We start from the raw sequence: 22811 nt of genomic DNA on the forward strand, positions 1-22811 counted from the left end.
ATATGTCAACCAAGAGTCCATTAAAACCGCTTGTCTTTACTCATAACTTTGAAGGCAATAAGCGCCGAATTGGTGTCGAAATTGAAATGAGTGGCTTGGGTGTGGATGAGTTGGCTCAGATTGTAGCCAAGCATTTTAATCTAACCGTTAAAACGGATGGTCGTTACGAGCGCCTTTTAAAAGGTGATGCGGCAGGTGACTGGAAGGTAGAGCTGGATTTTGATTTGTTAAAGCGCTGGGGGCGTCAAGAGAGACTTGGCGATTCTTTTATGGACGAGTTGGATGCTAGTTTAGAGAAAACTCTAAAAACCCTTTCTGAACAAATTGTGCCATTAGAACTGGTGAGCCCGCCCATTGAGATGGATAGGCTAGTTGAGGTGGAGTCGTTGGTTGAACAATTAACAAAAGCCGGTGCGGAAGGCACATCTGACCGATGGCGCAATGCGTTTGGCATGCAGTTCAACCCCGAGATGCCGAGTTTAGATTCTCAGATGATTGTGCGTTTTTTGAAAGCTTTTTTGTGCTTATATGATTGGCTTGAAAAGCGTGCTGATATTAATCTTACGCGTAAGATCACCAGTTATGTCGATCCATTTCCTCGTGCTTATGTGCTTAAAGTTATTGCGCCAGATTATTGGCCGAATCAGGATCAATTAATTGATGATTATTTGAGCTATAACCCAACCCGAAATCGGGCACTTGATATGCTGCCATTGTTTCGCTTTCTTGATGAAAGTCGAGTGCTGGCTATCGCGGATGATGTGTTAATCAAATCACGTCCAACCTTGCATTATCGATTACCAGATAGTGAGATAGGACAGCCTAGCTGGGGGATTCACCAGGCCTGGAATGACTGGTTAGAGGTGGAGAAGTTAGTGTTCGACTCGGCTCGTTTAGATAGGGTGTGTGAAGCTTATCAAATATTTTTAGCTCATCCGATTGAACGGTTTGTTAATAACTGGGATGAGCTAGTGGTGACATTTTTAGCAGAAGATCGCTAACCTTAAAGGCGTTAACCGCGTTTCAGGTTGTATTCGTAAGTTAAAAACTGCTTTAGGATGTCTGCCTGAACTGGTTTATGCATAACTGTGATGTCTTTAGGTAGCCTTTCACGATCGATTTCACTAGGTTTTTCGCCCGTCATTACAATAATTGTTGCGGCTTTGGTAGTTTCAAAGTTACGCATTGCATGTACCATACTGTAACCGTCCATTTGCGGCATAATGAGATCTGCAAAAATAATTTCTGGCTTGTAGCGTCCAGCATTAATGAGACCTTCGTAACCATCATTAGCGGTCAGAACTTTCATTGGGAAGTCCAAGCTTTGGGCCATTGACTTAATCAACTCTTGTGAAATTCGATCATCATCTACAACTAATACTTTTAATACCCCATCGTCTTCATTGGCTCTTTCACGGCCATTTTGCATAATGTACTCATCTACAGATGAACGCAATAAACGACGATGACCGCCCGGTGTTTTCCATATTTGCAGAACACCTTCATCTGCCAAGCGCTTGATGACTGTTTTGGATACGCCAATCAAGTCGCAAGCTTCGGTGGTTGTGATGTACTTAGAATTAGTTTTTGCCATGAATCGTCTCGGATAGTTCGAATTGTTACTTTATGAAGTATTGTATCTGCTTTTTTGTAAAAGTGGGCAAAAATTTGAATTTTTAAGGTTTATGAGTGCATTATAGTGTCTTAACCGTTTTTAAGATGATTAATTCGCGCTTTTTGAGTAATCTAGTACCCTGGTTTAGTTAATTATTAGCCATTTAAAATTTAAAGTTGTGATTTTTGGTGGCTGTTAATGAAGTTTGAAATGATGCGTTGTTGATGTGAGTTTAATTTATCAAAAGCCAAGCCAATCAAGAACTGGCCTCGAACAGGAGTGCTGTGAACAAGCCAAGAATTGAGCTTTAATTCAATAAATTCATCATTAAAAGGCAAGCTAAACTTTACTTCTACAGGGGCGTCGGGGTTTATTTTTATGGCGCTGGTTGCGCCCAGTCCAGTCAGGGATAGATTAATCATCGTTATACCTAAACTTAGGTTTTGATGATTTAAGATAATTGGTCTGTGAGTGGTTATTCGTTTATTATGACGAAGCTCGGTGTTTGAGTTTGAACTTTTATTTGACATAATGCTCGTTTCTTAATTTACTAGATATAGGTGATTACTATGCAACATAGATTGAATGTTGACAATATAAAATGCGGCGGTTGTGCTCATTCTATTGTATCTAAGTTATCGGGTTTGGATGGCGTGACGGATGTCACTGTCGACGTTGAGCAGGGGCAAGTTACGTTTTCTTCTAAAAACGAATTAATTGATCAGGTTAAATCAGAGCTTAAGAGTATAGGTTATCCAGTAGCAGGATCATTGGAAGGTTTGGGTGCGGTCGGGGCTAAAGCCAAATCATTTGTTAGTTGTGCAATCGGTAAAGTGACTAAGGAGTAAGTGTGTCTCAGCAAATCATCAACTACGAGGGAGTGGAGCAGCAGAGCGTAGCTCACTTCACAGAGAAGGCTTATCTTGATTACGCGATGTACGTAATTTTAGATCGTGCCTTACCTCATATTGGTGATGGCTTAAAGCCGGTTCAACGACGAATTATTTATGCGATGTCTGAGCTAGGATTGAAGGCGACATCGAAATATAAAAAATCAGCTCGTACTGTGGGGGATGTGCTGGGTAAATTCCATCCACATGGTGACAGCGCTTGTTATGAAGCCATGGTTCTGATGGCACAGGACTTTTCATTCCGTTATACCTTAGTCGATGGACAGGGTAATTGGGGTTCAATTGATGATCCCAAATCGTTTGCGGCTATGCGTTACACCGAATCAAGGCTGTCTAAGTTTGCTCAGTTGTTACTAGATGAAGTAGGACAAGGTACCGTTGATTGGGTACCTAATTTTGATGGTACGATGAGTGAGCCGCTCGTCTTACCAGCTAGAGTGCCTCATATATTGCTGAATGGCACATCGGGGATTGCAGTTGGTATGGCTACCGATATACCGCCACATAATTTACGTGAAATTGTGGCTGGTTGTATTGCCCTAATTGCAAATCCAAAACTAACCGATGCGGAATTGTTTGAACTCGTTCCAGGCCCGGATTACCCGAATGAAGCTTTAATTATTACACCAAAAGAAGAATTGGCCCAACTTTACACTACCGGTCATGGCTCGGTACGTCAACGTGCTGCGTATGAAGTTGAAGACGATGTTAATGTGGTAGTACATGCGCTGCCTTTTCAAGTATCCGGTGCCAAGGTATTAGAGCAGATTGCGAATCAAATGCGCGCGAAAAAATTGCCGATGGTGGTAGATTTACGCGATGAGTCAGATCATGAAAATCCGACCCGTTTGGTTATTGAATTGCGTTCTAAGCGTATTGATGTGCATGCCACGATGCTGCACTTATTTGCCAGTACCGATCTTGAACGTAGTTATCGTGTGAACTTAAATGTGATTGGCTTAAATGGTCGTCCGCAAGTTAAAAATTTGCGTGGTTTATTGCTTGAATGGTTGTCTTATAGAGTAGAAACTGTGCGCCGCCGGCTACAGTACCGATTGGATAAGGTGCTGGATCGTTTGCATATTTTAGATGGTTTATTAATTGCCTTTTTAAACATAGATGAAGTCATTGCGATTATTCGTGAAGAAGATAAGCCTAAACCTGTATTAATGGCGCGTTTTGGTTTAAGTGATATTCAAGCCGAAGCGATTCTAGAACTTAAGTTACGTCATTTGGCACGTCTAGAAGAAATGAAAATCCGTGGTGAGCAAGCCGAGCTAGAGGCTGAACGTAAAAAACTTGAACGTATCCTATCCAGTGAAACACGCCTTAATACTCAGGTAAAAAAAGAGCTACTGGCCGATGCAGAGCTTTATGGTGATGATCGTCGTTCATCCTTATTGGAGGTGGACGCGGCTCGTGCCATGAGTGAACAAGATTTGTTGCCATCTGAACCCATTACTGTTGTGTTGTCGGATAATGGTTGGGTCAGAGCGGCAAAAGGACATGATGTGGATGGACGTCAGCTGGCCTATAAATCAGGAGATAGCTTTGCTGGTCAGGCATTCGGCCAGAGTCGGCAAATGGTGGTGTTTTTTGATTCAACGGGTCGTAGTTACAGTCTGCCTGGACATAGTTTACCTTCCGCTAGAAGTCATGGCGAACCGTTAAGTGGTCGTTTGAATTTACCAGCCGGAGGCCGTATAACCCAAGTGATGATGGGTGAGCCAAAGCAGAAAGTTGTACTAGCTTCATCGGCAGGTTATGGGTTTATAACGAGTTTAGACAATTTAGTATCTAAAAACAAATCAGGTAAAGCGATTTTAAGTTTGCCAGTTAAGTCTGAAGTATTGACACCTTGTGCAGTGAAGTCGGGTGACTGGATTGTTGTGGTAACGTCTGAGCCGAGACTTTTAGTGTTTGTCTCTGATGAGTTACCTGAGCTCGCTAAGGGTAAGGGTAATAAGTTGATACAGCTGGCCAAAGGTGAGCAGGTTATGGCTGTGTTCGCCTGTGAGCCTGGCAGTAAACTAGACTTTGTTGCGGGAGATTATGTTAAAACGCTAAGCGCAAGCGCAATTGAAGAGGCGTTATCGCAACGAGCTAAACGTGGAGTGGCCTTGCCAAGAACCTTAAAAAAAGTAAATGAGATTCGTGTCGCACAATAGTCTGGCATAGCAGTTGCTTTGCTTATCGGCAGCAAAAGCAATCAAAATAAAAACGTGCAATCCAAGTTGACTTGGATGTGAATTAACTCGGTGAATGGTCAAATATGAGTATTATTGCAAAACCCCTCGGGATCTTAGTTATATTTTTGAGCTTTCTCGGCGGCTTCAAGCTAATGGGTGGCGATCTTGCTGCAATTTGGCATCCCTCTGAATTGGTGATTATCTTAGGTGTGGCCTTGGGTGCTTTCATGGTATCTACACCTATGTATATTTGGTTTGATGCGATTAAGAGTACAGGGCGAGTATTTGCAGGGGATCGGGTCAATAAGCGTTTATACGCTGAAACGATTGGCCTGCTTGAAGAGTTGGCTAGAACAGCGCGTGCCAGTGGTATGTTGGCATTGGAGAAGCATGTCGTAAACCCCGGAGTTAGTCCGATATTTAGTCATTATTCCTTGGTAATGAAACATAAGCAGTTGCGTAAATTTATTGTAGATAACTTTAGTTATCTACTGCTCAACCCACCGCAAAGCCAGCATTTTGAGGATCATTTACTAGATCAGATTGATGGTATTTATAACTCCATGATGGAGTTGCCAAAAGCGACCGGAAAAGTAGCCGATTGGTTACCAGGTTTTGGTATCGTGGCCGCCATTATGGGCGTTATTTTGACTATGACTCTACTGGGTGGTGAGATGGATGTGGCATTGATCGGTCAGTCTGTTGGGGCGGCTTTAGTCGGGACATTAGCAGGCGTATTCTTCGCATTTGCATTAGTGGCGCCCTTTACTCACGCATTAGAGGTGATGAATCGACAGGATCGTACACTGCTTGAAATGACAGCGGCTTTTATTGCCGCTTATGCAAATGGGGTTTCACCTAACCTTGCGGTTGAGGTTGCGCGTCAGCGCATTCCGCCCGAATATGATGTTCCTCGGAATAATTAATGAATAATTTAAAGCAGGGAGTTTGATATGTCTCGTCGTCGCGGTGGCGGACACGATGATGGTGGCGCTCATGGTGGGTCTTGGAAGATTGCATTAGCCGACTTGATGACGGTGTTAATGGTGTTTTTCTTGGTAATGTGGTTGGTGTCGGTCGTTGATCCAGGGGATCGTGATGATTTTGTGCAGTCATTGATGGGGGATAAGACTTCGAAAGAAGTGGAACAAGATGCCAGTATCCGTGGTAGCGAATTGAATCCATTAGATTTAAAGCCACCAGCCACCACGCTTGAGATTCAGCGGGCAATGAATCAAGTTGATCCGAAAGATATTGAAATTGAAGACACCCCTGAGTTTACAAAGATTACGCTGAAATCGGATAGTTTTTTTGAAAGTGGGCGAGCCACGATTAACGAAAAAACGCGTCTGCAATTAGAGTTGCTTGGTGAAACCTTGGCGGGGCGTGGTCAGGCGATTCGAATTACCGGTTATACCGATAGTGCGCCTATTAATACACTTCAATATCCTTCTAACTGGGAGTTATCAGCTTCACGAGCAGCTACGGTAGGTCGAACCTTTATTTATATGGGGGTAGATCGAGAGTTGGTCTCAATTGAAGGCCGTGCGGATAATGATGCTGTTGCACCCAATGATACGCCTTATGGGCGCTCATTGAATCGCCGAGTTATTATTATGGTTGATAAGACCGGCAACCTTCTACCTTAATGGTTTTGTGTTCGGTTTGATGCCAATTAACTGAATTGCTTCACCTAGCCCTGTGTGGCCCGCGCCCTCTATGATTTCTCGTTTGATCTCAGAGGCTAGAAGCCAATCTAGTCCGGTAAGTTCACTTTTAACCTGGTTTAAATCCATTAGTAAATTTAAATCTTTTGGCCCACCCGTATCGTGTTCTATTTGTTTTTTACTATAGGCTTCGGCGATAAATAAACCGTTAGGTTTGAGTGCGGTTACTATTTTTTGGTTTACCAGCTTTCTTAACGAGGGTGGGAGATGGCAAAAAATCGCAATAACTGCATCCCATCTTGATACCCCCATTTCAAAATCTGCCAGGTCAGCGACAAGTGTTTTAAGGCTAACCCCATTTTTTTTCGCGAGTTGCTTAGCTTTGTTTAACCCCACCTCGGAGGCATCCATTGCAGTCACTTGGTGGCCAAGTTTTGCTAAAAAGATGGCGTTTCGTCCTTCACCTTCAGCGATGCAAAGCACTTTACTATTGGGTGAAAGCTGCTCAGCTGCAGAGCGTAAAAAATCATTTGGTTCCGTACCGTATAAATAATCTTGCCGATTAAACTTTTGATTCCACATAAAATTGTCAACCCCTCTTATTTAATCAATATTCATAATTTTATGAGTCTGTAAACTAAGTTTCCATTCTGGATGTTGAAGGCAGAACTTAATCGCAGATTGAAGGTTTTTTGATTGTTGGTCGCCATCCATGGGTTGTAAATAAAAGTGTTTAAACCCTGTGAGTGGAATTTTGTTTGGCAATAAGTCAACTTGTGGATAAACCAGTTTGAGCTCATCGCCTTCGGTAAGTATCCAGGGTGCTCCCGCTTTTGGACTGACGCATATCCAGTCTATGCCATCAGGTGGTAGTTTGGTTCCATTTGTTTCAATGGCAATTTCTACCTGGTGCTGATGCATTTCATTAATCAGCGCTTGATCCACTTGCAACAATGGTTCTCCTCCAGTTAAGACCACAAAAGGGTGTTGTGGGCTAGATGTTGGCCAGAAGCTTAGTAGGTGCCGGGTTAAGGCTTGCGCATCTTCAAAACGTCCTCCGTTTTGACCGTCTGTACCAACGAAATCGGTGTCACAAAATGAACAAATTGCATTATTGCGATCTTGTTCGCGGCCAGTCCATAGGTTGCACTGGCTAAATCGGCAGAAAATAGCCGGTCGACCAGTGTGCACGCCTTCACCTTGAAGGGAGTAAAATACTTCTTTGATCTGATAACTCATGTTGTTTCCGCAAGGTTTAGTTCGAATTGGTGATATTTTACTACGTTGTAAAAGTTTCAAAATGTTATAATCGAAAACTATTTTTTAGACTTTAGCTTGCTCGGAATATGTGTACCGCTCAAGTATTAATGGATACGGAAAAACTAATGTCAGCAAAAACGCTCTACGATAAGTTGTGGGATGCCCATGTGGTTCGTCAGGAAGAAGACGGCACCGCCCTGATATACATTGATCGGCAGTTATTGCATGAAGTAACCTCGCCTCAAGCTTTTGAAGGCCTTCGTTTGGCTCAACGCAAGCCTTGGCGAGTTTCAGCGAACTTGGCCACGCCAGACCACAATGTTCCAACTACCGAGTTGGAGGGTGGTGTATCCAGCATTAAAGACCCTATTTCTCGCATCCAAGTTCAGGCCTTAGGAAGTAATACCAAAGAGTTTGGCATTACGGAATATGGTATGGGTGATGTCCGTCAAGGTATTGTGCACGTTGTCGGTCCGGAGTCTGGTGCGACTTTGCCTGGTATGACGGTTGTATGCGGTGATTCTCATACCTCAACTCATGGTGCATTAGGTGCTTTGGCTCATGGTATTGGTACGTCTGAAGTCGAGCATGTACTGGCAACGCAGTGTTTGATTCAAAAGAAAATGAAAAATATGCTGATTAGGGTTGATGGTAAATTAAAACCCGGTGTCGGTCCAAAAGATGTAGTGTTGGCTATTATTGGTAAGATTGGTACAGCTGGCGGTAATGGTTGTGCGATAGAGTTTGGTGGCCAGGTTATTCGGGATATGTCGATAGAAGGACGTATGACCGTCTGTAATATGGCTATTGAAGCTGGTGCGAGAGCAGGCTTGGTGGCTGTAGATGAAAATACAATTAACTATGTTAAGGGTCGTCCTTTCGCTCCTAAAGATGAACATTGGGATGCAGCTGTCGCCTATTGGATGAATTTTAAGTCAGATCCTGATGCTGTATTTGATAAGGTGATTGAGCTGGACGGTTCAAGTATTGAGCCGCAGGTAAGCTGGGGAACCTCACCCGAAATGGTGGTTGGTGTGAATGGTATTGTACCCGATCCGGCTAAAGAGTCTGATCCTGTCAAGGCTGGCGGCATTAAACGAGCACTTGACTACATGGGTTTAAAGCCCAGCATGGCGATTAAAGATATTGCAATTGATTATGTGTTTATCGGCTCCTGTACTAATTCACGTATAGAAGACTTACGTGCGGCCGCAAGTGTTGTAAAGGGTCATAAAGTCGCATCAAATGTTGAGCAAGCTTTGGTCGTACCAGGCTCTGGTAGGGTTAAGCATCAGGCTGAAGCAGAAGGTTTGGATAAGATTTTTATTGAAGCTGGCTTTGAATGGCGCAATCCAGGGTGCTCGATGTGTTTAGCGATGAATGCAGACCGTTTGCCTCCACAAAAACATTGCGCATCTACGTCAAATCGTAATTTTGAAGGGCGCCAAGGAGCGGGTGGACGTACGCATTTGGTAAGTCCGCAAATGGCGGCGGCCGCTGCGGTAGCCGGTCATTTTGTTGATGTACGCGAAATGATGGGGGGATCTTTATGAGTATGAATCAGTTTACTAAGCTAACTGCCATTGTTGCGCCGCTTGATCGTTCAAATGTTGATACGGATGCCATTATTCCGAAACAGTTTTTGAAGTCAATTAAGCGTACAGGTTTTGGCCCTAATTTGTTTGATGAGTGGCGCTATCTAGACGTAGGGCAGCCAGGAGAGGATTGTTCTCAGCGTCCGATAAATCCAGATTTTGTGTTGAACCAGCCACGCTATAAGGGTGCTAAAGTTTTGTTGGCACGTGAAAACTTTGGATGCGGTTCTAGTCGTGAACATGCGCCTTGGGCCTTAAAAGATTACGGGTTTGATGTGGTGATTGCGCCAAGCTTTGCCGATATTTTCTTCAACAATTGCTTTAAAAATGGCATTTTGCCCATTCCATTATCTGAAAAACAAGTGGATGCTTTATTTAAAGCGGTTGAGTCTCAAGAAGGTTACGAATTAACTGTTGATTTAGAAACACAGCAAATTCATACGCCGGCTGGGGAAGTTATAGTCTTTGAAGTAGATGCATTTAGACGTCATTGTCTGTTAAATGGACTGGATGACATAGGTTTAACTTTAGTGCATGCGGATGATATAAAAGCATACGAACAAAAAATGCGTAAAGCTACGCCATGGTTGTTCGCATAAATCAAGATTGTTAGGGAAAGGTTAGATGACAAAAAAAGTATTGTTATTACCAGGTGATGGTATTGGTCCAGAAATCGTAGCAGAAGCGGTCAAGGTTTTAGATGCACTTAAAGCAAATCATGGTTTAGATATTGAAATGGTAAGTGGTTTGATTGGGGGCGCCGCTTATGATGCGAGCGGCCACCCGCTAACAGATGAAACCATGCAAATGGCACGTGATGTTGATGCCATTTTGCTTGGAGCTGTAGGTGGCTATAAGTGGGAGTCGCTTGATATCTCAGTGCGTCCAGAAAAGGGCTTGCTAGGATTGCGTTCAGGATTAAGTTTGTTTGCTAATTTGCGCCCCGCGTTTTTGTATCCACAGTTAGCGGATGCCTCCACCTTAAAGCCTGAAGTAGTATCCGGGTTAGATATATTGATTGTACGAGAATTAACAGGCGGTATCTACTTTGGTCAGCCACGTGGCATCCGCACGTTAGAAAATGGTGAACGTCAAGGCTATAACACCTATGTTTATTCTGAATCAGAGATCGTGCGCATCGGTCATGTGGCATTTCAAGCGGCGATGAAACGCAATAAAAAAGTATGTTCAGTAGATAAGGCTAACGTACTTGAGGTCACAGAGTTGTGGCGTGAGGTAATGACGGATTTAGCTAAGCAATACCCAGAGGTGGAGTTGACACATATGTATGTAGATAACGCCGCCATGCAGCTTGTACGGAATCCAAAACAGTTCGACGTGGTTGTAACGGGTAATATGTTTGGTGATATTTTATCGGATGAAGCCTCAATGTTGACCGGTTCAATTGGTATGTTACCTTCTGCGTCATTAGACGCAAATAATAAAGGTATGTACGAGCCAAGTCATGGCTCTGCACCGGATATTGCAGGTCAAAACCTAGCCAACCCTTTGGCTACCATCTTGTCTGCAGCCATGATGTTACGCTACAGTTTGGGGCGTGAGGATTTGGCTCTTAAAATAGAGCAGGCTGTTAGTAAAGTACTCGATCAGGGATTAAGAACAGGAGATATCTATTCAGAAGGCATGAAAAAAGTATCGACTTCTGAAATGGGGTCTGCTGTCGTTAAGGCTTTAGGATAACGGATGTCATCTAGACAACATTTTACAATTACGATAACGGATGTACATGGTGCACGTCATTACTCGTTCAGTCAGTTTATTAAAAAGTTTGTCTGGGTTTTATTGATTGTTTTTTTCTTAGTAGTTACAGGTGGTGCAGGCTCTATCTGGTGGTTGAATAAAGAGGTTGAAGAAATTCAAACCTTAAAACGCCAAGCGGAAATGTCATTTCTTAGAGCGTTAGATGAACGTCAAAATGAATATTCAAATCTAGTTGAAGAAAAAGCACAGTTAATTAATGAACTAGAAGAAAAAATTAAGCAGGTTGGCTTCTTAGACCAAACTTTGCAAGGCTTGGAGGAGTTGATTGGTGTTCAGCCAGAAATGGACTCACCAATAATTGAGCGAGTAAAAATAACGCAGTTAACTACTTTAGAAAAGCAGATTATGTTGGACCATATTCCAAATGGACGTCCGGTTGGTGTTTTTAGAGGGGTTACAAGCGGTTATGGTTGGCGAACTCATCCGGTTAGAGGGACACGTGAGTTTCATTATGGTATAGATTATCGTGGTGAACGTGGCGCACCGGTGTTAGCGACGGCAGATGCAGTTGTTGAGTATTCAGGCTATCATCGAAGTAGTGGCTATGGAAATCTCATCATTTTGAGTCACGCTTATGGGTTTAAAACCTTTTATGGCCACTTGAATAGTTTAAATGTGAAAACAGGTCAGTTTATTAATAAGGGTGATTTGATTGGCGCTATTGGTTCGACGGGGGTGTCAACGGGCCCACATTTGCACTATGAAGTAAATTTTGTTCAACGAAAATTAAATCCGGCTCCGTTTGTGCAGTGGGGCTTGGAAGATTACGATAGTATTTTTGATAAAGTAGAGGGTATACCATGGGGATCTTTAAGTCAGGCGATCAGAAACCAAGTCGAGAAGGTGGAAAAACAATTATTGCTGAGGGATGTTCAGTAAACGGTGAAATCGTTGATTTGCAAGGTGCTTTGCATGTTGATGGTCATATCGATGGGATTGTTGAAACCAGTTACGATATTTCAATTGGGCAAAACGGAAGCCTAAATGGTTTAATCAAGGCACGTTCTATTTTCCTTAGTGGAAAGTTAGAAGGAAAAGTGGCTTGTGAGCGTATAGAAATTTTAGAAACCGGCAAGTTAGTAGGTGAATTAATTAGTGGTGAGCTAACTATTGAGACTGGCGGTAAGTTTATTGGTCAAAGTCGCGAACTAAGCGAAAGCGGTATTATTGTAGGTGTTGAAGATGAAAAACCTGCTCAGATTGAAAAGCCTAAATTTGATCAAGAATCTGATTCTAATCATGACGAAGAGTCTGATTTAGAAGAGAAAAAAGCATAACTAAAGCGTAAAGCAAAGGATAGGTTGAGTTTCTTATGAGAAAGTTTGATGTCGCAGTAGTAGGGGCCACGGGTGCCGTGGGTGAAACGATTTTAAAAGTGCTAGAAGAGCGTAATTTCCCTATTGGAAACTTGTACCCGCTCGCAAGCAGTCGCTCTGCAGGCAAAAAAATTGAATTCAAAGGTGAGTGGGTTGAGGTATTGGACCTAGAAAAATTTGATTTCTCAAAAGCTCAAATAGGTTTGTTTTCACCAGGTGCAAGTGTGTCTGCTATTTATGCACCGAAAGCCGCAGAAGCTGGATGCGTGGTTGTCGACAATACCTCTCAATTCCGTTATGACGATGAGATACCCCTAGTTGTACCTGAAGTAAATCCAGACGCGATTGCTGGTTATAAAAAACGTGGAATTATTGCGAACCCAAACTGCTCAACCATCCAAATGATGGTAGCGCTAAAGCCGATTTATGATGCTGTAGGTATTGAACGTATCAATGTCGCCACTTATCAAGCGGTATCTGGAACAGGTAAGGAAGCGATCGAAGAACTGGCTAAACAGACCGCTAATATACTGAATCTTAAACCGGTTGAAATTGAAGTTTATCCAAAGCAAATTGCGTTTAACTGTATTCCTCAAATTGATGTATTTATGGAAAACGGTTATACCAAAGAAGAAATGAAAATGGTTTGGGAAACGAAAAAAATCTTTGGTGACGAGTCCATTAAAGTCAACCCTACTGCGGTACGTGTTCCGGTTTTCTTTGGGCATAGTGAAGCCGTACATATCGAAACAAAGCAGAAGATTACGGCTCAACAAGCTCGTGAATTATTGCAAAAATCACCAGGCCTGGTGGTTATAGATGAGCATGCAGATGGTGGCTATCCAACCGCTGTATCCGATGCGGCCGATACGAACCCAGTGTATGTGGGTCGTATTCGTGAGGATATCACAGTCGAACGTGGTCTGAACCTTTGGGTTGTGGCTGACAATGTACGTAAAGGTGCAGCAACCAATACCGTACAGATAGCTGAAGTATTGATTGAAAAATACCTGTAATTGTTAAAATGAAATGGGCGTTGGGAGTCGAATACTTAGGTCAAAACTATTGTGGTTGGCAGCGTCAACGCCATTGTGATTCCGTTCAGTTTTTTGTCGAACAGGCTTTAAGTCGTATTGCCGCTGAGCCGATTGAGGTTTTTTGTGCTGGTCGTACCGACACAGGTGTGAATGCGATAGGACAAGTCGTTCACTTCGAAACATCGGTTGATCGTCCTGTTAGAGCTTGGTTAGAAGGTGCTAATACCCATTTACCAGATGATATTCGCATTAGTTGGGTGAAATCGGTTGATAAAGATTTTCATGCTCGCTTTAGTGCATTTGCTCGCCAGTATCGATATGTGATCTTTAATCGGCCGGTTCGCAGTGCGGTATTAAGCGGTCGAGTCACTTGGGAGCGTAAGCCTTTAAGTGAAGATCTTATGCACGTAGCGGCTCAACCACTACTGGGTGAGCAGGATTATTCATCCTTTAGAGCGTCAGAATGCCAGGCCAGTCACGCCCGACGAGAGATACAGTTTGTTGAGGTGACACGTCGAGGTGATTTTGTGTTTATCGATATAAAAGCGAATGCTTTTTTACATCATATGGTTCGAAATATTGCTGGAACCTTAATGCAAATCGGACGAGCTGAAGCACCAGTTGAATGGGTTGCTGATTTATTGGCATTGCAAGACAGAACCAAAGCAACGGCAACGGCACCAGCTACGGGTTTGTACTTTATTAATGCATTCTATCCACCCGAGTTTTCGATCCCGCAGGCTTCGCTGAATGAGGTTTTATGGCAGTAGCAAAACGCGTCAGGGTTAAAATATGCGGTATTACACGCCCAGAAGATGCAGTAGCCGCAGCAAAAGCAGGGGCGGATGCGATAGGCTTGGTTTTTTACGAACCTAGTCCACGCGCTGTGACAATTGAACAAGCCAAATTAATTATCAAAAATTTGCCCGCTTTTGTAACCACAACCGCTTTATTTGTAGATGCTGATCCAGTACTGATTAAGCAAGTAATAGATGAAGTGAAGATTGATTTGCTGCAATTTCATGGCGAGGAGACGGCCGAATTTTGTCGTCAATTTTCACGTCCTTATATTAAGGCGGTAGCCATGCAGGCTGATACTGATGTAATGCAACTTGCTGAGATATATAAGGATGCTCGAGCTTTATTGCTAGATACTTACAAGCCTGGTGTCCCTGGCGGGACAGGTGAAGTGTTTAATTGGCAATGGATTCCGAAATCTTCGATGAAACCAATCGTTTTAGCGGGCGGTTTAACGCTCGAAAATATTCAACGTGCTTTAGCTATTCCGAATGTGTGGGCCATGGATGTAAGTGGTGGCGTTGAGTTAGAAAAAGGCATAAAATCCCCCCAAAAAATAACCGACTTTATTCAGGCTACCCTGTAAAAATTAGATGAAAATGGATGATTAAATGACAATTGATTACGCTCAATTTCCTGACGAGAAGGGCCACTTTGGTCCATACGGTGGTGTGTTTGCACCTGAAACTCTGATGGCGCCTTTAGAAGAGCTAAAACTGCAATACCAGAAAATTAAAAATGATCCTGATTTTTTAGAGCAGTTAAAAGTTGATTATCAGGATTATGTAGGACGCCCTAGCCCGCTTTATTATGCGAAACGCTGGAGTGATAGTCTCGGTGGTGCCAAGATTTATTTAAAACGTGAAGATTTGAACCACACGGGTGCTCATAAAATAAACAATACGATTGGTCAGGCCTTGTTGGCAAAACAGCTAGGTAAAACACGAATTATTGCTGAAACTGGCGCCGGTCAGCATGGTGTGGCGAGTGCAACGGTTGCAGCCCGTCTAGGTTTGGAATGCGTGGTTTATATGGGCGCGGATGACGTGGTGCGTCAGGCACCAAATGTTGCTCGTATGAAAATGCTGGGCGCTAAGGTTGTGCCGGTTGAATCGGGTACTCGTACACTTAAAGATGCCTTGAACGAGGCTATGCGTGATTGGGTCACCAATGTTGATAATACTTTCTATATTATTGGAACCGTCGCCGGCCCGCATCCTTATCCAATGATGGTGCGTGACTTTCAGTCTATTATCGGTCGTGAGGCACGCGAGCAAATTCTGCAAAAAGAAGGTAAGTTGCCTGATGCGCTGATCGCTTGTGTTGGTGGTGGGTCGAATGCGATGGGTTTGTTCCATGCGTTTTTAGCCGATGAGTCAGTAATGATTTACGGTGTTGAAGCGGGTGGGCATGGTTTAGAGACAGGTCAACATGCGGCTCCTTTGTGTAAAGGGAAACCAGGGGTATTACATGGTAATCGCACCTATTTAATGCAGGATGAAAATGGCCAGATTTCGGGCACGCATTCAATTTCAGCGGGATTAGATTACCCAGGTGTTGGGCCGGAACTGGCGTGGTTAAAAGACATTGGGCGTGCCGAGTTTGTCGCTGTTACCGATGATGAAGCTTTACAAGGCTGGCGAGATTTAACCCGTATGGAAGGCATTATTCCAGCGTTAGAAACCAGTCATGCATTAGCTTATGCTACCAAGCTAGCCCCTACGATGCGTAGAGATCAGACTATTATCATTAATCTATCAGGACGCGGCGATAAAGACATGAATACCATAGCGAAGATTGAAGGGTTTGATTTCTGAGATGACTAATATAAATAGAATTAACACCCGTTTAGCGCAATTAAAGACGGACAATAAAACGGCCTTAATTCCGTATATAACAGCGGGTGATCCAGAGCCTAATGCTACACTTGAATTAATGAAATTAATGGTGGCTGAAGGTGCGGACTTAATTGAACTGGGTGTACCGTTTTCAGATCCGATGGCGGATGGTCCTGTTATCCAAAAAGCAGTTGAGCGTGCGCTAAAACATAACATGAGTTTAAGACAAGTTTTGTCGATTGTTAAACAGTTTCGAGAAACCGACAATGACACCCCAGTTTTATTGATGGGTTATTTAAATCCGATTGAAGCGATGGGCTTTGAGTACTTTGCCCAACAAGCGGAGCAAGCTGGTTTAGATGGTGTATTAACGGTGGACATGCCGCCTGAAGAAACCGCGGGTTATACGGAATTATTAACCAAACATAATTTAGCACGCGTGTTTTTAGTTTCGCCAACGACGCCTGAATCTAGATTGAAAGCTGTATCTGAGCAAGGCAGTGGATTTGTTTATTATGTCTCGCTAAAAGGTGTAACCGGTACCGGAAAATTAGACGCAGGCAATGTAAAAACACAGGTGGAGCTGCTTAAAAAACAGGTTAATTTGCCCGTCGGCATAGGTTTTGGCATTCGGGATTCTGAATCCGCCTATCAAATGGCACAAGTTGGTGAGGCGGTCATTATAGGTTCTGCTTTGGTTAACTTGATCGAGCAGCATCAGCAAGAAGGTTTATCAGCAATTAAACAGGCTTTGACTAAACAAATGCGCGTGTTTCGACATGCTTTGGATCAAGCCGATAAGGGAGAGATATTGTGAGTTGGTTTGAGAAAATTTTACCCAGCATTAAGCAGGTAACAGATCGCAAAAAATCAGTGCCGGAAGGCTTGTGGATGAAATGTCCAAAGTGTGAAAGTGTGTTGTATCGTTCAGAAGTTGAGCGAAATGACGAAGTGTGCCCTAAGTGTGACCATCACATGCGTTTGAGTGCACGTAAGCGTTTAAACGCTTTTTTTGATGAAGGGAGCAAAATCACTGAAATTTCGGCAGATGTTTCCCCGGTCGACGCACTTAAATTCCGAGACCAGAAAAAATATAAAGATCGTATTGCAGCGGCTCAAAAAGCGACGGGTGAGAAAGACGCCTTGATCACACAGGTCGGCACTATTGATGGGCTAGAAATAGTAGCTGCTGCCTTTGAGTTTAAATATATGGGCGGGTCAATGGGTTCAGTTGTGGGCGAGAAATTTGTTCGCGCTGTAAATGAAGCTTTAGCTCGTCGTTGTCCTCTTGTATGTTTTTCTGCCAGTGGTGGAGCGCGAATGCAAGAAGCGTTGTTCTCATTAATGCAGATGGCGAAAACTAGTGCGGCTTTAGGTCGCTTACGAGCCCAAGGTTTGCCTTATATTTCTGTTATGACTGATCCAACTATGGGTGGCGTATCGGCCAGTTTTGCGATGTTAGGTGACTTGAATGTTGCTGAACCAAAGGCATTGATTGGTTTTGCGGGACCACGTGTTATTGAGCAAACAGTGCGTGAAAAATTACCCGAGGGTTTTCAGCGTAGTGAGTTCTTGTTAGAGCATGGTGCAATTGACCGAATTATTCATCGCCACCAACTCAATAAAGAGTTGGCATCTATGGCACGGATGTTAATGAATCAATAAGAGATTGAATTGAATCTACCAACCATTCGCAGTAGTTTGACTGATTGGTTAGACTGGTTGCTCAAATTGCATGCACAAGAAATCGAACTCGGGTTGGATCGAGTTCGAGAGGTAGCTAAACAGCTTGATGTATTGACGCCGGCTCCCTTTGTGATTACCGTTGCAGGCACCAACGGTAAGGGCTCTAGCGTCGCGATGCTGGTGGCTATCTTGAAGGCAGCAGGTTATAAAGTTGGCAGTTATACGTCCCCGCATATTTTGCGTTTTAATGAACGCATTCAATTAAACGCGCAACCTGTTACCGATCAGTCAATTGTGGCGGCATTTGATGCAATTGAAAAAGCACGTCAGGGCATAAAACTTACATATTTTGAGTTTGCTACTTTAGCCTCTTTGTTTATTTTTAAACAGGCCGATATTGATGTAGTCGTGCTTGAAGTCGGATTGGGTGGTCGTTTAGATGCCGTTAATATTGTCGATGCCCAGGCTTGTTTATTAACCGCCATTGATGTGGATCATATTGAGTGGTTGGGATCGGATCGTGACAAAATCGGTTTCGAGAAAGCAGGTGTTATGCGACCGAATGGATTGTCGGTATGTTCGGATCCAACCCCCCCTAAAACGGTGCTCGAACACGCAAAAAATCTAAAGGTTGATTTAAAGTTGTTGGGTCGGGACTATGATTTTGAGTCCAACAACGGAAACTGGCACTTCAAAACCAAGCATCAATCAATAACTTTGCCAGAACCTAATTTAGCTGGTCAATTTCAACTGCAAAACGCGGCGGGCGTAGTGGCTTTATTAAAGAATCAAGCCTGTTTAAAAATGGATCAAGCGGCTTTTGAAGGGGGGTTGAAAAAAGTGCAGCATCCTGGCCGCTTACAAACTATTCAAGTAGACCAGCAGGCCTGGTTGTTTGATGTGGCTCATAATCCACAATCGGTTGATGCTTTAGCCGCACATCTAACATCAGAGTCGGATAAAACTGAATATTTAGTTATTTTTTCAGCCTTATCTGATAAAGATATTCAGGCGATGACGTCTCAAATAAAATCTTTTGCCAGTCAGTGGCTACTGATTGATTTACACGTTGAACGTTCTGCGCCTTTAGCTCGGCTTCAAGAGGTGTTAAGATTAGCTGGCGTGGCAGCAGACCATCAGCAGACTTTTAATTCGATGGCTGATGCCGTCATCTATGCACGTCAATCAAAAGAAAAACGGGTTTTGGTCTATGGTTCTTTTGTTACCGTTTCACAAGCAATGACAGAGTTGACAGAATGGATGAGTTAACAAAATATAGAATAACCGGCGCGGTGATTTGGCTGGCGTTGTTGATATTATTGGTGCCGAGTTGGTATGCCAATCCAGTTGACTACGAAAAAGCACAGCCTTGGCTATACTCAACGTCAGATAATTCAATACCTGCGGAAGAAGTCATGCCTGTAAGTTCGCCTAGCCAGTCCAGCGATCCAGCTTCAGAGTATGTTGCAGAAACTAGCAAAACAGGCTCTGATATAAAATCCGATCCCCAACCAGTTAAGTCGAATGCTTCAAGTCAAAAACAAACAGATATAACGCCAAAAGATTCCGCACAAACAACGCCATCAATCGAAACGAGTGTAATAGCTGAGCCTAAGAAGCCGGACGATTCTATTGAACTAGACCAACCTATGTCAACAGAAGAGACGGCCGAAATTAAAGAGCCAGTAATACCTTCAGAAGACAAGTCTCCAGCTTGGTTGGTGCGTGTGGCTTCTTATAGCTCAATTGAGTCAGCTAATCGAACATTGGGTGTGTTAGAAATGCGTTATAAAGTTACGATCGGTGACTTTTCTACTAAAACTCAAAAAATTTACTCGGTTCGCGTCGGACCATTTTCGAGCTTTGAAGAGGCCCAAGAAGCTAAAACAGTATTGGATAAGGAATTGGTTACTAATTCAGTGATTGTTCAAATCCGATAATGAGTAAAATATTTTAAAACCGTTTTTAGTCAGCTGACTGTTTCGATAGTGGCTGGAAATTTTGATTTAAATCTAAGATAAGTGAGTAAGTTCATGTGTGGTATTGTCGGAATTGTCTCGGCGAGTGGAGAACCTGTTAATCAAGAGCTATATGATGCGCTAACTATTCTGCAGCATCGTGGACAGGATGCGGCGGGGATTGTAACTCATGATAATGGGCGCTTTTTCCAGCGCAAAGATAATGGCTTAGTTAAAGATGTGTTCCATACCCGTCACATGCGGGATCTGCATGGTTCAACTGGCATAGGTCATGTGCGTTATCCAACCGCTGGGTCATCCTCCAGCTCTGAAGCTCAACCGTTTTATGTGAACTCGCCGTACGGTATTGTGATGGGTCATAACGGTAACTTAACCAATGCTGAGCAGCTGAGCCAAGAAATTTACCAGCAGGACCAACGTCATCTCAATACTAACTCTGACTCGGAAGTATTACTGAATGTATTTGCTCACGAGTTGATGAAGCAGCAGAAGTTGTTTGTCGATCAACATGATATTTTTAGTGCTATTAAACGTGTCCATAATCGCGTTCGAGGGGGTTATGCGGCGATAGGTTTAATCTCTGGTGTCGGTATGGTAGCTTTCCGTGATCCGTTTGCGTTGCGACCGGTTATCGTGGGTAAACGTACGAACCCTAAAGGCGGAACAGATTATATTGTGGCCTCAGAAAGCGTCGCTTTGGATGGTTTGGGTTTTAAACATTATCGCGACTTGGCCCCCGGCGAAGCGGTTGTTGTCATGGAAAGCGGTGAGATTTATTTTGAGCAGTGTCACGACAACCCTCAGTATTCACCTTGTATCTTTGAGTTTGTTTATTTTGCACGTCCAGATTCAATGATTGATGATATTTCAGTTTATAAATCCCGTTTACGTATGGGTGAAAAGTTGGCTGAAAAAATTCAACGTATTTGGGGCGATCACGATATTGATGTGGTAATGCCGATTCCGGATACGAGTCGAACGGCTGCATTACAGCTTGCAGAGAAGCTGCGGTTACCTTACCGTGAAGGCTTTATAAAAAACCGTTATATAGGACGCACGTTTATTATGCCGGGGCAAACCCAACGTAAGAAATCAGTGCGCCAAAAATTGAATGCGATTGGTTTAGAGTTTGAAGGTAAAAATGTATTACTAGTAGATGATTCGATTGTGCGTGGTACCACCTCAGGTGAAATTGTGCAAATGGCACGAGAAGCGGGTGCGAACAAAGTTTATTTTGCTTCCGCCGCACCACCCGTCAGGTACCCCTATGTATATGGTATTGATATGCCATCGGCGAACGAGTTGGTTGCTAATAATCGAACGGAAGAAGAAGTGGCGGCATTTATTGGTGCAGACAAACTCATTTACCAAGATCTAACCGATTTAGTAGAAGCGGTTGGTGTTGGTAGTCAGCAGATATCTTGTTTTGATACGTCCTGCTTTAGTGGCGAATACGTGACTGGCGATATTACCGAGGAGTATTTGCAAAGTATTGCCAATGCCCGTAACGATGGAGCCAAAGCGAAACAAAAAAACAATGCCCCAGAAACCATTGGTTTACATAATCAAGGACATTAAATTGGACGAATTTTTGTTAGAAACTTTAGCCATACGTTCGGGCTACGAACGAACTCATGAACAAGAGAATAGTGAGGCTATTTTTCCAACCTCCAGTTTTGTATATGAGAGTGCCCAGCAAGCAGCCGACCGATTTAGTGGTGAAGTGCCGGGTAATGTATACTCGCGATTTACCAATCCAACTGTTCGCACATTTGAAAAACGTTTGGCTGCTATGGAAGGCGGTGAGGCGTGTGTTGCGACGGCTTCTGGTATGGCGGCAATCTTGGCTACTTTTATGGGATTGCTTTCGCATGGTGACCATATCGTTTCATCCAGCAGTATATTTGGTACCACCAAGGTTTTGTTTACTAAATATCTTGCCAAATTTGGTATTGAGGTTTCGTTTGTACCGCAAACGGATCACCAGGCCTGGTGCTCGGCTATTCAGTCTAATACTAAGGCGTTATTTTTAGAAACCCCCTCTAACCCTTTAACCGAAATTGCGGACATCGGTTATTTGGCTGAGCTGTCAAAATCGCATAATGCACTTTTGATAGTGGATAATTGTTTCTGCACGCCGATTTTGCAACAACCTTTGAAATTGGGTGCGGATATCGTCATTCACTCTGCGACCAAGTTCATCGATGGGCAAGGTCGATGCTTAGGCGGCGCGGTCATCGGTTCCGAGAAACTGGTGGGTGAAGAAGTTCGGGGTGTAATCAGAACTGCAGGGCCGAGTATGAGTCCGTTTAACGCATGGGTTTTCATCAAGGGCTTAGAAACATTACATGTTCGTATGGAAGCGCATTGTTTGCGTGCGCATAAGCTTGCACTTTGGCTAAGTGAACATCCTGCAGTAGAAAAAGTATTTTATCCAGGCTTAGAGTCGCATCCTCAATATGCTTTGGCTCAACAACAACAAACCGCTGGTGGTGCATTAGTGAGTTTTCGCATCAAAGGTGGACGAGAGCAGGCCTGGTCAGTAATTGATGCAACCCAGATGCTGTCTATTACGGCCAATTTAGGCGATGTTAAAACCAGCATCACGCATCCAGCCACAACCACTCATTGCAGAGTGGCGGCTGAAGAACGTTTAGCAACAGGTATTACCGATAACTTGGTCAGAGTGTCGGTTGGTCTTGAGAACTTGGCTGATATTCAAGCCGACTTGCAACGCGGATTAGATCAATTGATTTAATCCGTTCGAGCTAATAACAGAATTAACAAAAATTATTTAGGTAACACTAATTCAGGGTTTTTGGCGCGAGCACGATAAATAACAAACATTTTACCTACCGTCTGCACCAGCTTGGCTTTGGAGTGTGAGATTACATAGTCGATAATCGCTTTGCGATCTTCACGCTCACCCGCGGCCATTTTAACCTTTAGTAATTCATGATGCTCTAGCGACTTGTTTAACTCAGCCATTAAACTGTCTGTGACACCTTGCGAACCAATGATGATAACGGGGTTTAGGCCATGTGCAATGCCACGTAAGTATTTTTTTTGATTTGCGGTTAAGGTTGAATCGGTCTTCATGTTGGTGACTACTCAAAAGCTAAAAAAGCTATTTTAAAT

The 22811-nt window shown here is 43.4% G+C and carries 25 protein-coding genes; 20 read left to right on the plus strand and 5 right to left on the minus strand.

Annotation, left to right across the window (positions count from 1 at the left end; all coding sequences use genetic code 11):
* Nucleotides 1-2 precede the first annotated feature (2 nt).
* Nucleotides 3-1001 (plus strand): amidoligase family protein, encoded by a 999-nt coding sequence (locus N746_RS0103220; RefSeq protein WP_029933924.1) that lies wholly within the window; start codon nucleotides 3-5, stop codon nucleotides 999-1001.
* An 11-nt stretch (nucleotides 1002-1012) separates the two neighbouring features.
* On the opposite strand, the gene N746_RS0103225 is transcribed toward N746_RS0103220, so the two are convergent.
* Nucleotides 1013-1594: a response regulator gene (locus N746_RS0103225; protein ID WP_029933925.1), complete on the minus strand. Its 582-nt coding sequence runs from the start codon at nucleotides 1592-1594 to the stop codon at nucleotides 1013-1015.
* A 191-nt stretch (nucleotides 1595-1785) separates the two neighbouring features.
* Nucleotides 1786-2145: a PilZ domain-containing protein gene (locus tag N746_RS0103230; RefSeq protein WP_029933926.1), complete on the minus strand. Its 360-nt coding sequence runs from the start codon at nucleotides 2143-2145 to the stop codon at nucleotides 1786-1788.
* Nucleotides 2146-2184: 39 nt separating this feature from the next.
* Between N746_RS0103230 and N746_RS0103235 the strand changes: the two genes are divergently transcribed.
* From N746_RS0103235 to N746_RS0103250, 4 genes are all read left to right on the plus strand, one after another.
* Nucleotides 2185-2463 carry a heavy-metal-associated domain-containing protein gene (locus N746_RS0103235; protein WP_029933927.1) on the plus strand — a complete coding sequence of 93 codons (279 nt, stop codon included), beginning with the start codon at nucleotides 2185-2187 and terminating at the stop codon, nucleotides 2461-2463.
* 2 nt (nucleotides 2464-2465) lie between these two features.
* A complete protein-coding gene (parC, locus tag N746_RS0103240; RefSeq protein WP_029933928.1) occupies nucleotides 2466-4694 on the plus strand; it encodes a DNA topoisomerase IV subunit A in 2229 nt (742 codons plus the stop codon).
* A gap of 104 nt (nucleotides 4695-4798) precedes the next feature.
* Nucleotides 4799-5641, plus strand: coding sequence for a motility-associated protein (locus tag N746_RS0103245; protein WP_029933929.1), 843 nt, complete (start codon nucleotides 4799-4801; stop codon nucleotides 5639-5641).
* A gap of 27 nt (nucleotides 5642-5668) precedes the next feature.
* The gene (locus N746_RS0103250) at nucleotides 5669-6364 is read left to right on the plus strand and encodes an OmpA/MotB family protein (protein ID WP_029933930.1); all 696 of its coding nucleotides are present in this window, start codon (nucleotides 5669-5671) and stop codon (nucleotides 6362-6364) included.
* On the opposite strand, the gene N746_RS0103255 is transcribed toward N746_RS0103250, so the two are convergent.
* Together N746_RS0103255 and queE are read right to left on the minus strand one after the other, a co-directional pair.
* Entirely contained in the window at nucleotides 6356-6964 is a 609-nt protein-coding gene (locus N746_RS0103255) for a class I SAM-dependent methyltransferase (RefSeq protein WP_029933931.1), read from the minus strand. The genes N746_RS0103250 and N746_RS0103255 overlap by 9 nt on opposite strands.
* Before the next feature lie 21 nt (nucleotides 6965-6985).
* Nucleotides 6986-7621, minus strand: a complete 636-nt coding sequence (gene queE / locus N746_RS0103260; protein ID WP_029933932.1) for a 7-carboxy-7-deazaguanine synthase — start codon at nucleotides 7619-7621, stop codon at nucleotides 6986-6988.
* Nucleotides 7622-7767: 146 nt separating this feature from the next.
* Here queE and leuC point away from each other — a divergent pair, with 146 nt between their 5' ends.
* The 15 genes from leuC to N746_RS0103335 all read left to right on the plus strand — a co-directional run bounded on the left by leuC (nucleotide 7768) and on the right by N746_RS0103335 (nucleotide 22431).
* Nucleotides 7768-9195: a 3-isopropylmalate dehydratase large subunit gene (gene leuC, locus N746_RS0103265; RefSeq protein WP_029933933.1), complete on the plus strand. Its 1428-nt coding sequence runs from the start codon at nucleotides 7768-7770 to the stop codon at nucleotides 9193-9195.
* A complete protein-coding gene (leuD, locus tag N746_RS0103270) occupies nucleotides 9192-9836 on the plus strand; it encodes a 3-isopropylmalate dehydratase small subunit (protein WP_211245119.1) in 645 nt (214 codons plus the stop codon). The genes leuC and leuD overlap by 4 nt, the downstream gene beginning before the upstream one ends.
* A gap of 25 nt (nucleotides 9837-9861) precedes the next feature.
* On the plus strand, nucleotides 9862-10938 hold the full coding sequence (gene leuB, locus N746_RS0103275) for a 3-isopropylmalate dehydrogenase (RefSeq protein ID WP_029933935.1): 1077 nt from the start codon (nucleotides 9862-9864) through the stop codon (nucleotides 10936-10938).
* Nucleotides 10939-10941: 3 nt separating this feature from the next.
* Entirely contained in the window at nucleotides 10942-11898 is a 957-nt protein-coding gene (locus tag N746_RS0103280) for a M23 family metallopeptidase (RefSeq protein ID WP_029933936.1), read from the plus strand.
* The gene (locus N746_RS0103285; protein WP_081835971.1) at nucleotides 11820-12296 is read left to right on the plus strand and encodes a bactofilin family protein; all 477 of its coding nucleotides are present in this window, start codon (nucleotides 11820-11822) and stop codon (nucleotides 12294-12296) included. The genes N746_RS0103280 and N746_RS0103285 overlap by 79 nt, the downstream gene beginning before the upstream one ends.
* Nucleotides 12297-12331: 35 nt before the next feature.
* On the plus strand, nucleotides 12332-13351 hold the full coding sequence (locus N746_RS0103290; RefSeq protein ID WP_029933938.1) for an aspartate-semialdehyde dehydrogenase: 1020 nt from the start codon (nucleotides 12332-12334) through the stop codon (nucleotides 13349-13351).
* An 8-nt stretch (nucleotides 13352-13359) separates the two neighbouring features.
* Nucleotides 13360-14142, plus strand: coding sequence for a tRNA pseudouridine(38-40) synthase TruA (truA, locus tag N746_RS0103295; RefSeq protein WP_029933939.1), 783 nt, complete (start codon nucleotides 13360-13362; stop codon nucleotides 14140-14142).
* Entirely contained in the window at nucleotides 14133-14756 is a 624-nt protein-coding gene (locus tag N746_RS0103300) for a phosphoribosylanthranilate isomerase (protein ID WP_029933940.1), read from the plus strand. Before truA ends, N746_RS0103300 begins: the two co-directional genes overlap by 10 nt.
* 25 nt (nucleotides 14757-14781) lie before the next feature.
* Entirely contained in the window at nucleotides 14782-15987 is a 1206-nt protein-coding gene (gene trpB / locus N746_RS0103305; protein ID WP_029933941.1) for a tryptophan synthase subunit beta, read from the plus strand.
* A gap of 1 nt (nucleotide 15988) precedes the next feature.
* Entirely contained in the window at nucleotides 15989-16825 is an 837-nt protein-coding gene (trpA, locus tag N746_RS0103310; RefSeq protein WP_156018266.1) for a tryptophan synthase subunit alpha, read from the plus strand.
* Nucleotides 16822-17673: an acetyl-CoA carboxylase, carboxyltransferase subunit beta gene (accD, locus tag N746_RS0103315; protein ID WP_029933943.1), complete on the plus strand. Its 852-nt coding sequence runs from the start codon at nucleotides 16822-16824 to the stop codon at nucleotides 17671-17673. The genes trpA and accD overlap by 4 nt, the downstream gene beginning before the upstream one ends.
* Nucleotides 17674-17682: 9 nt before the next feature.
* Complete coding sequence (folC, locus tag N746_RS0103320; protein ID WP_029933944.1) at nucleotides 17683-18963, plus strand: bifunctional tetrahydrofolate synthase/dihydrofolate synthase; 1281 nt, start codon at nucleotides 17683-17685, stop codon at nucleotides 18961-18963.
* Nucleotides 18951-19634 (plus strand): SPOR domain-containing protein, encoded by a 684-nt coding sequence (locus N746_RS0103325; RefSeq protein WP_029933945.1) that lies wholly within the window; start codon nucleotides 18951-18953, stop codon nucleotides 19632-19634. The genes folC and N746_RS0103325 overlap by 13 nt, the downstream gene beginning before the upstream one ends.
* Nucleotides 19635-19727: 93 nt before the next feature.
* Nucleotides 19728-21251: an amidophosphoribosyltransferase gene (gene purF, locus N746_RS0103330; protein WP_029933946.1), complete on the plus strand. Its 1524-nt coding sequence runs from the start codon at nucleotides 19728-19730 to the stop codon at nucleotides 21249-21251.
* Nucleotides 21211-22431, plus strand: coding sequence for an O-succinylhomoserine sulfhydrylase (locus tag N746_RS0103335; RefSeq protein ID WP_051678489.1), 1221 nt, complete (start codon nucleotides 21211-21213; stop codon nucleotides 22429-22431). The genes purF and N746_RS0103335 overlap by 41 nt, the downstream gene beginning before the upstream one ends.
* A gap of 32 nt (nucleotides 22432-22463) precedes the next feature.
* On the opposite strand, the gene yhbY is transcribed toward N746_RS0103335, so the two are convergent.
* Nucleotides 22464-22772, minus strand: a complete 309-nt coding sequence (gene yhbY / locus N746_RS0103340) for a ribosome assembly RNA-binding protein YhbY (protein ID WP_029933948.1) — start codon at nucleotides 22770-22772, stop codon at nucleotides 22464-22466.
* Nucleotides 22773-22811: the final 39 nt, after the last annotated feature.

Source organism: Thiomicrospira pelophila DSM 1534, assembly GCF_000711195.1.
GTDB classification, from domain to species: Bacteria; Pseudomonadota; Gammaproteobacteria; order Thiomicrospirales; family Thiomicrospiraceae; genus Thiomicrospira; species Thiomicrospira pelophila.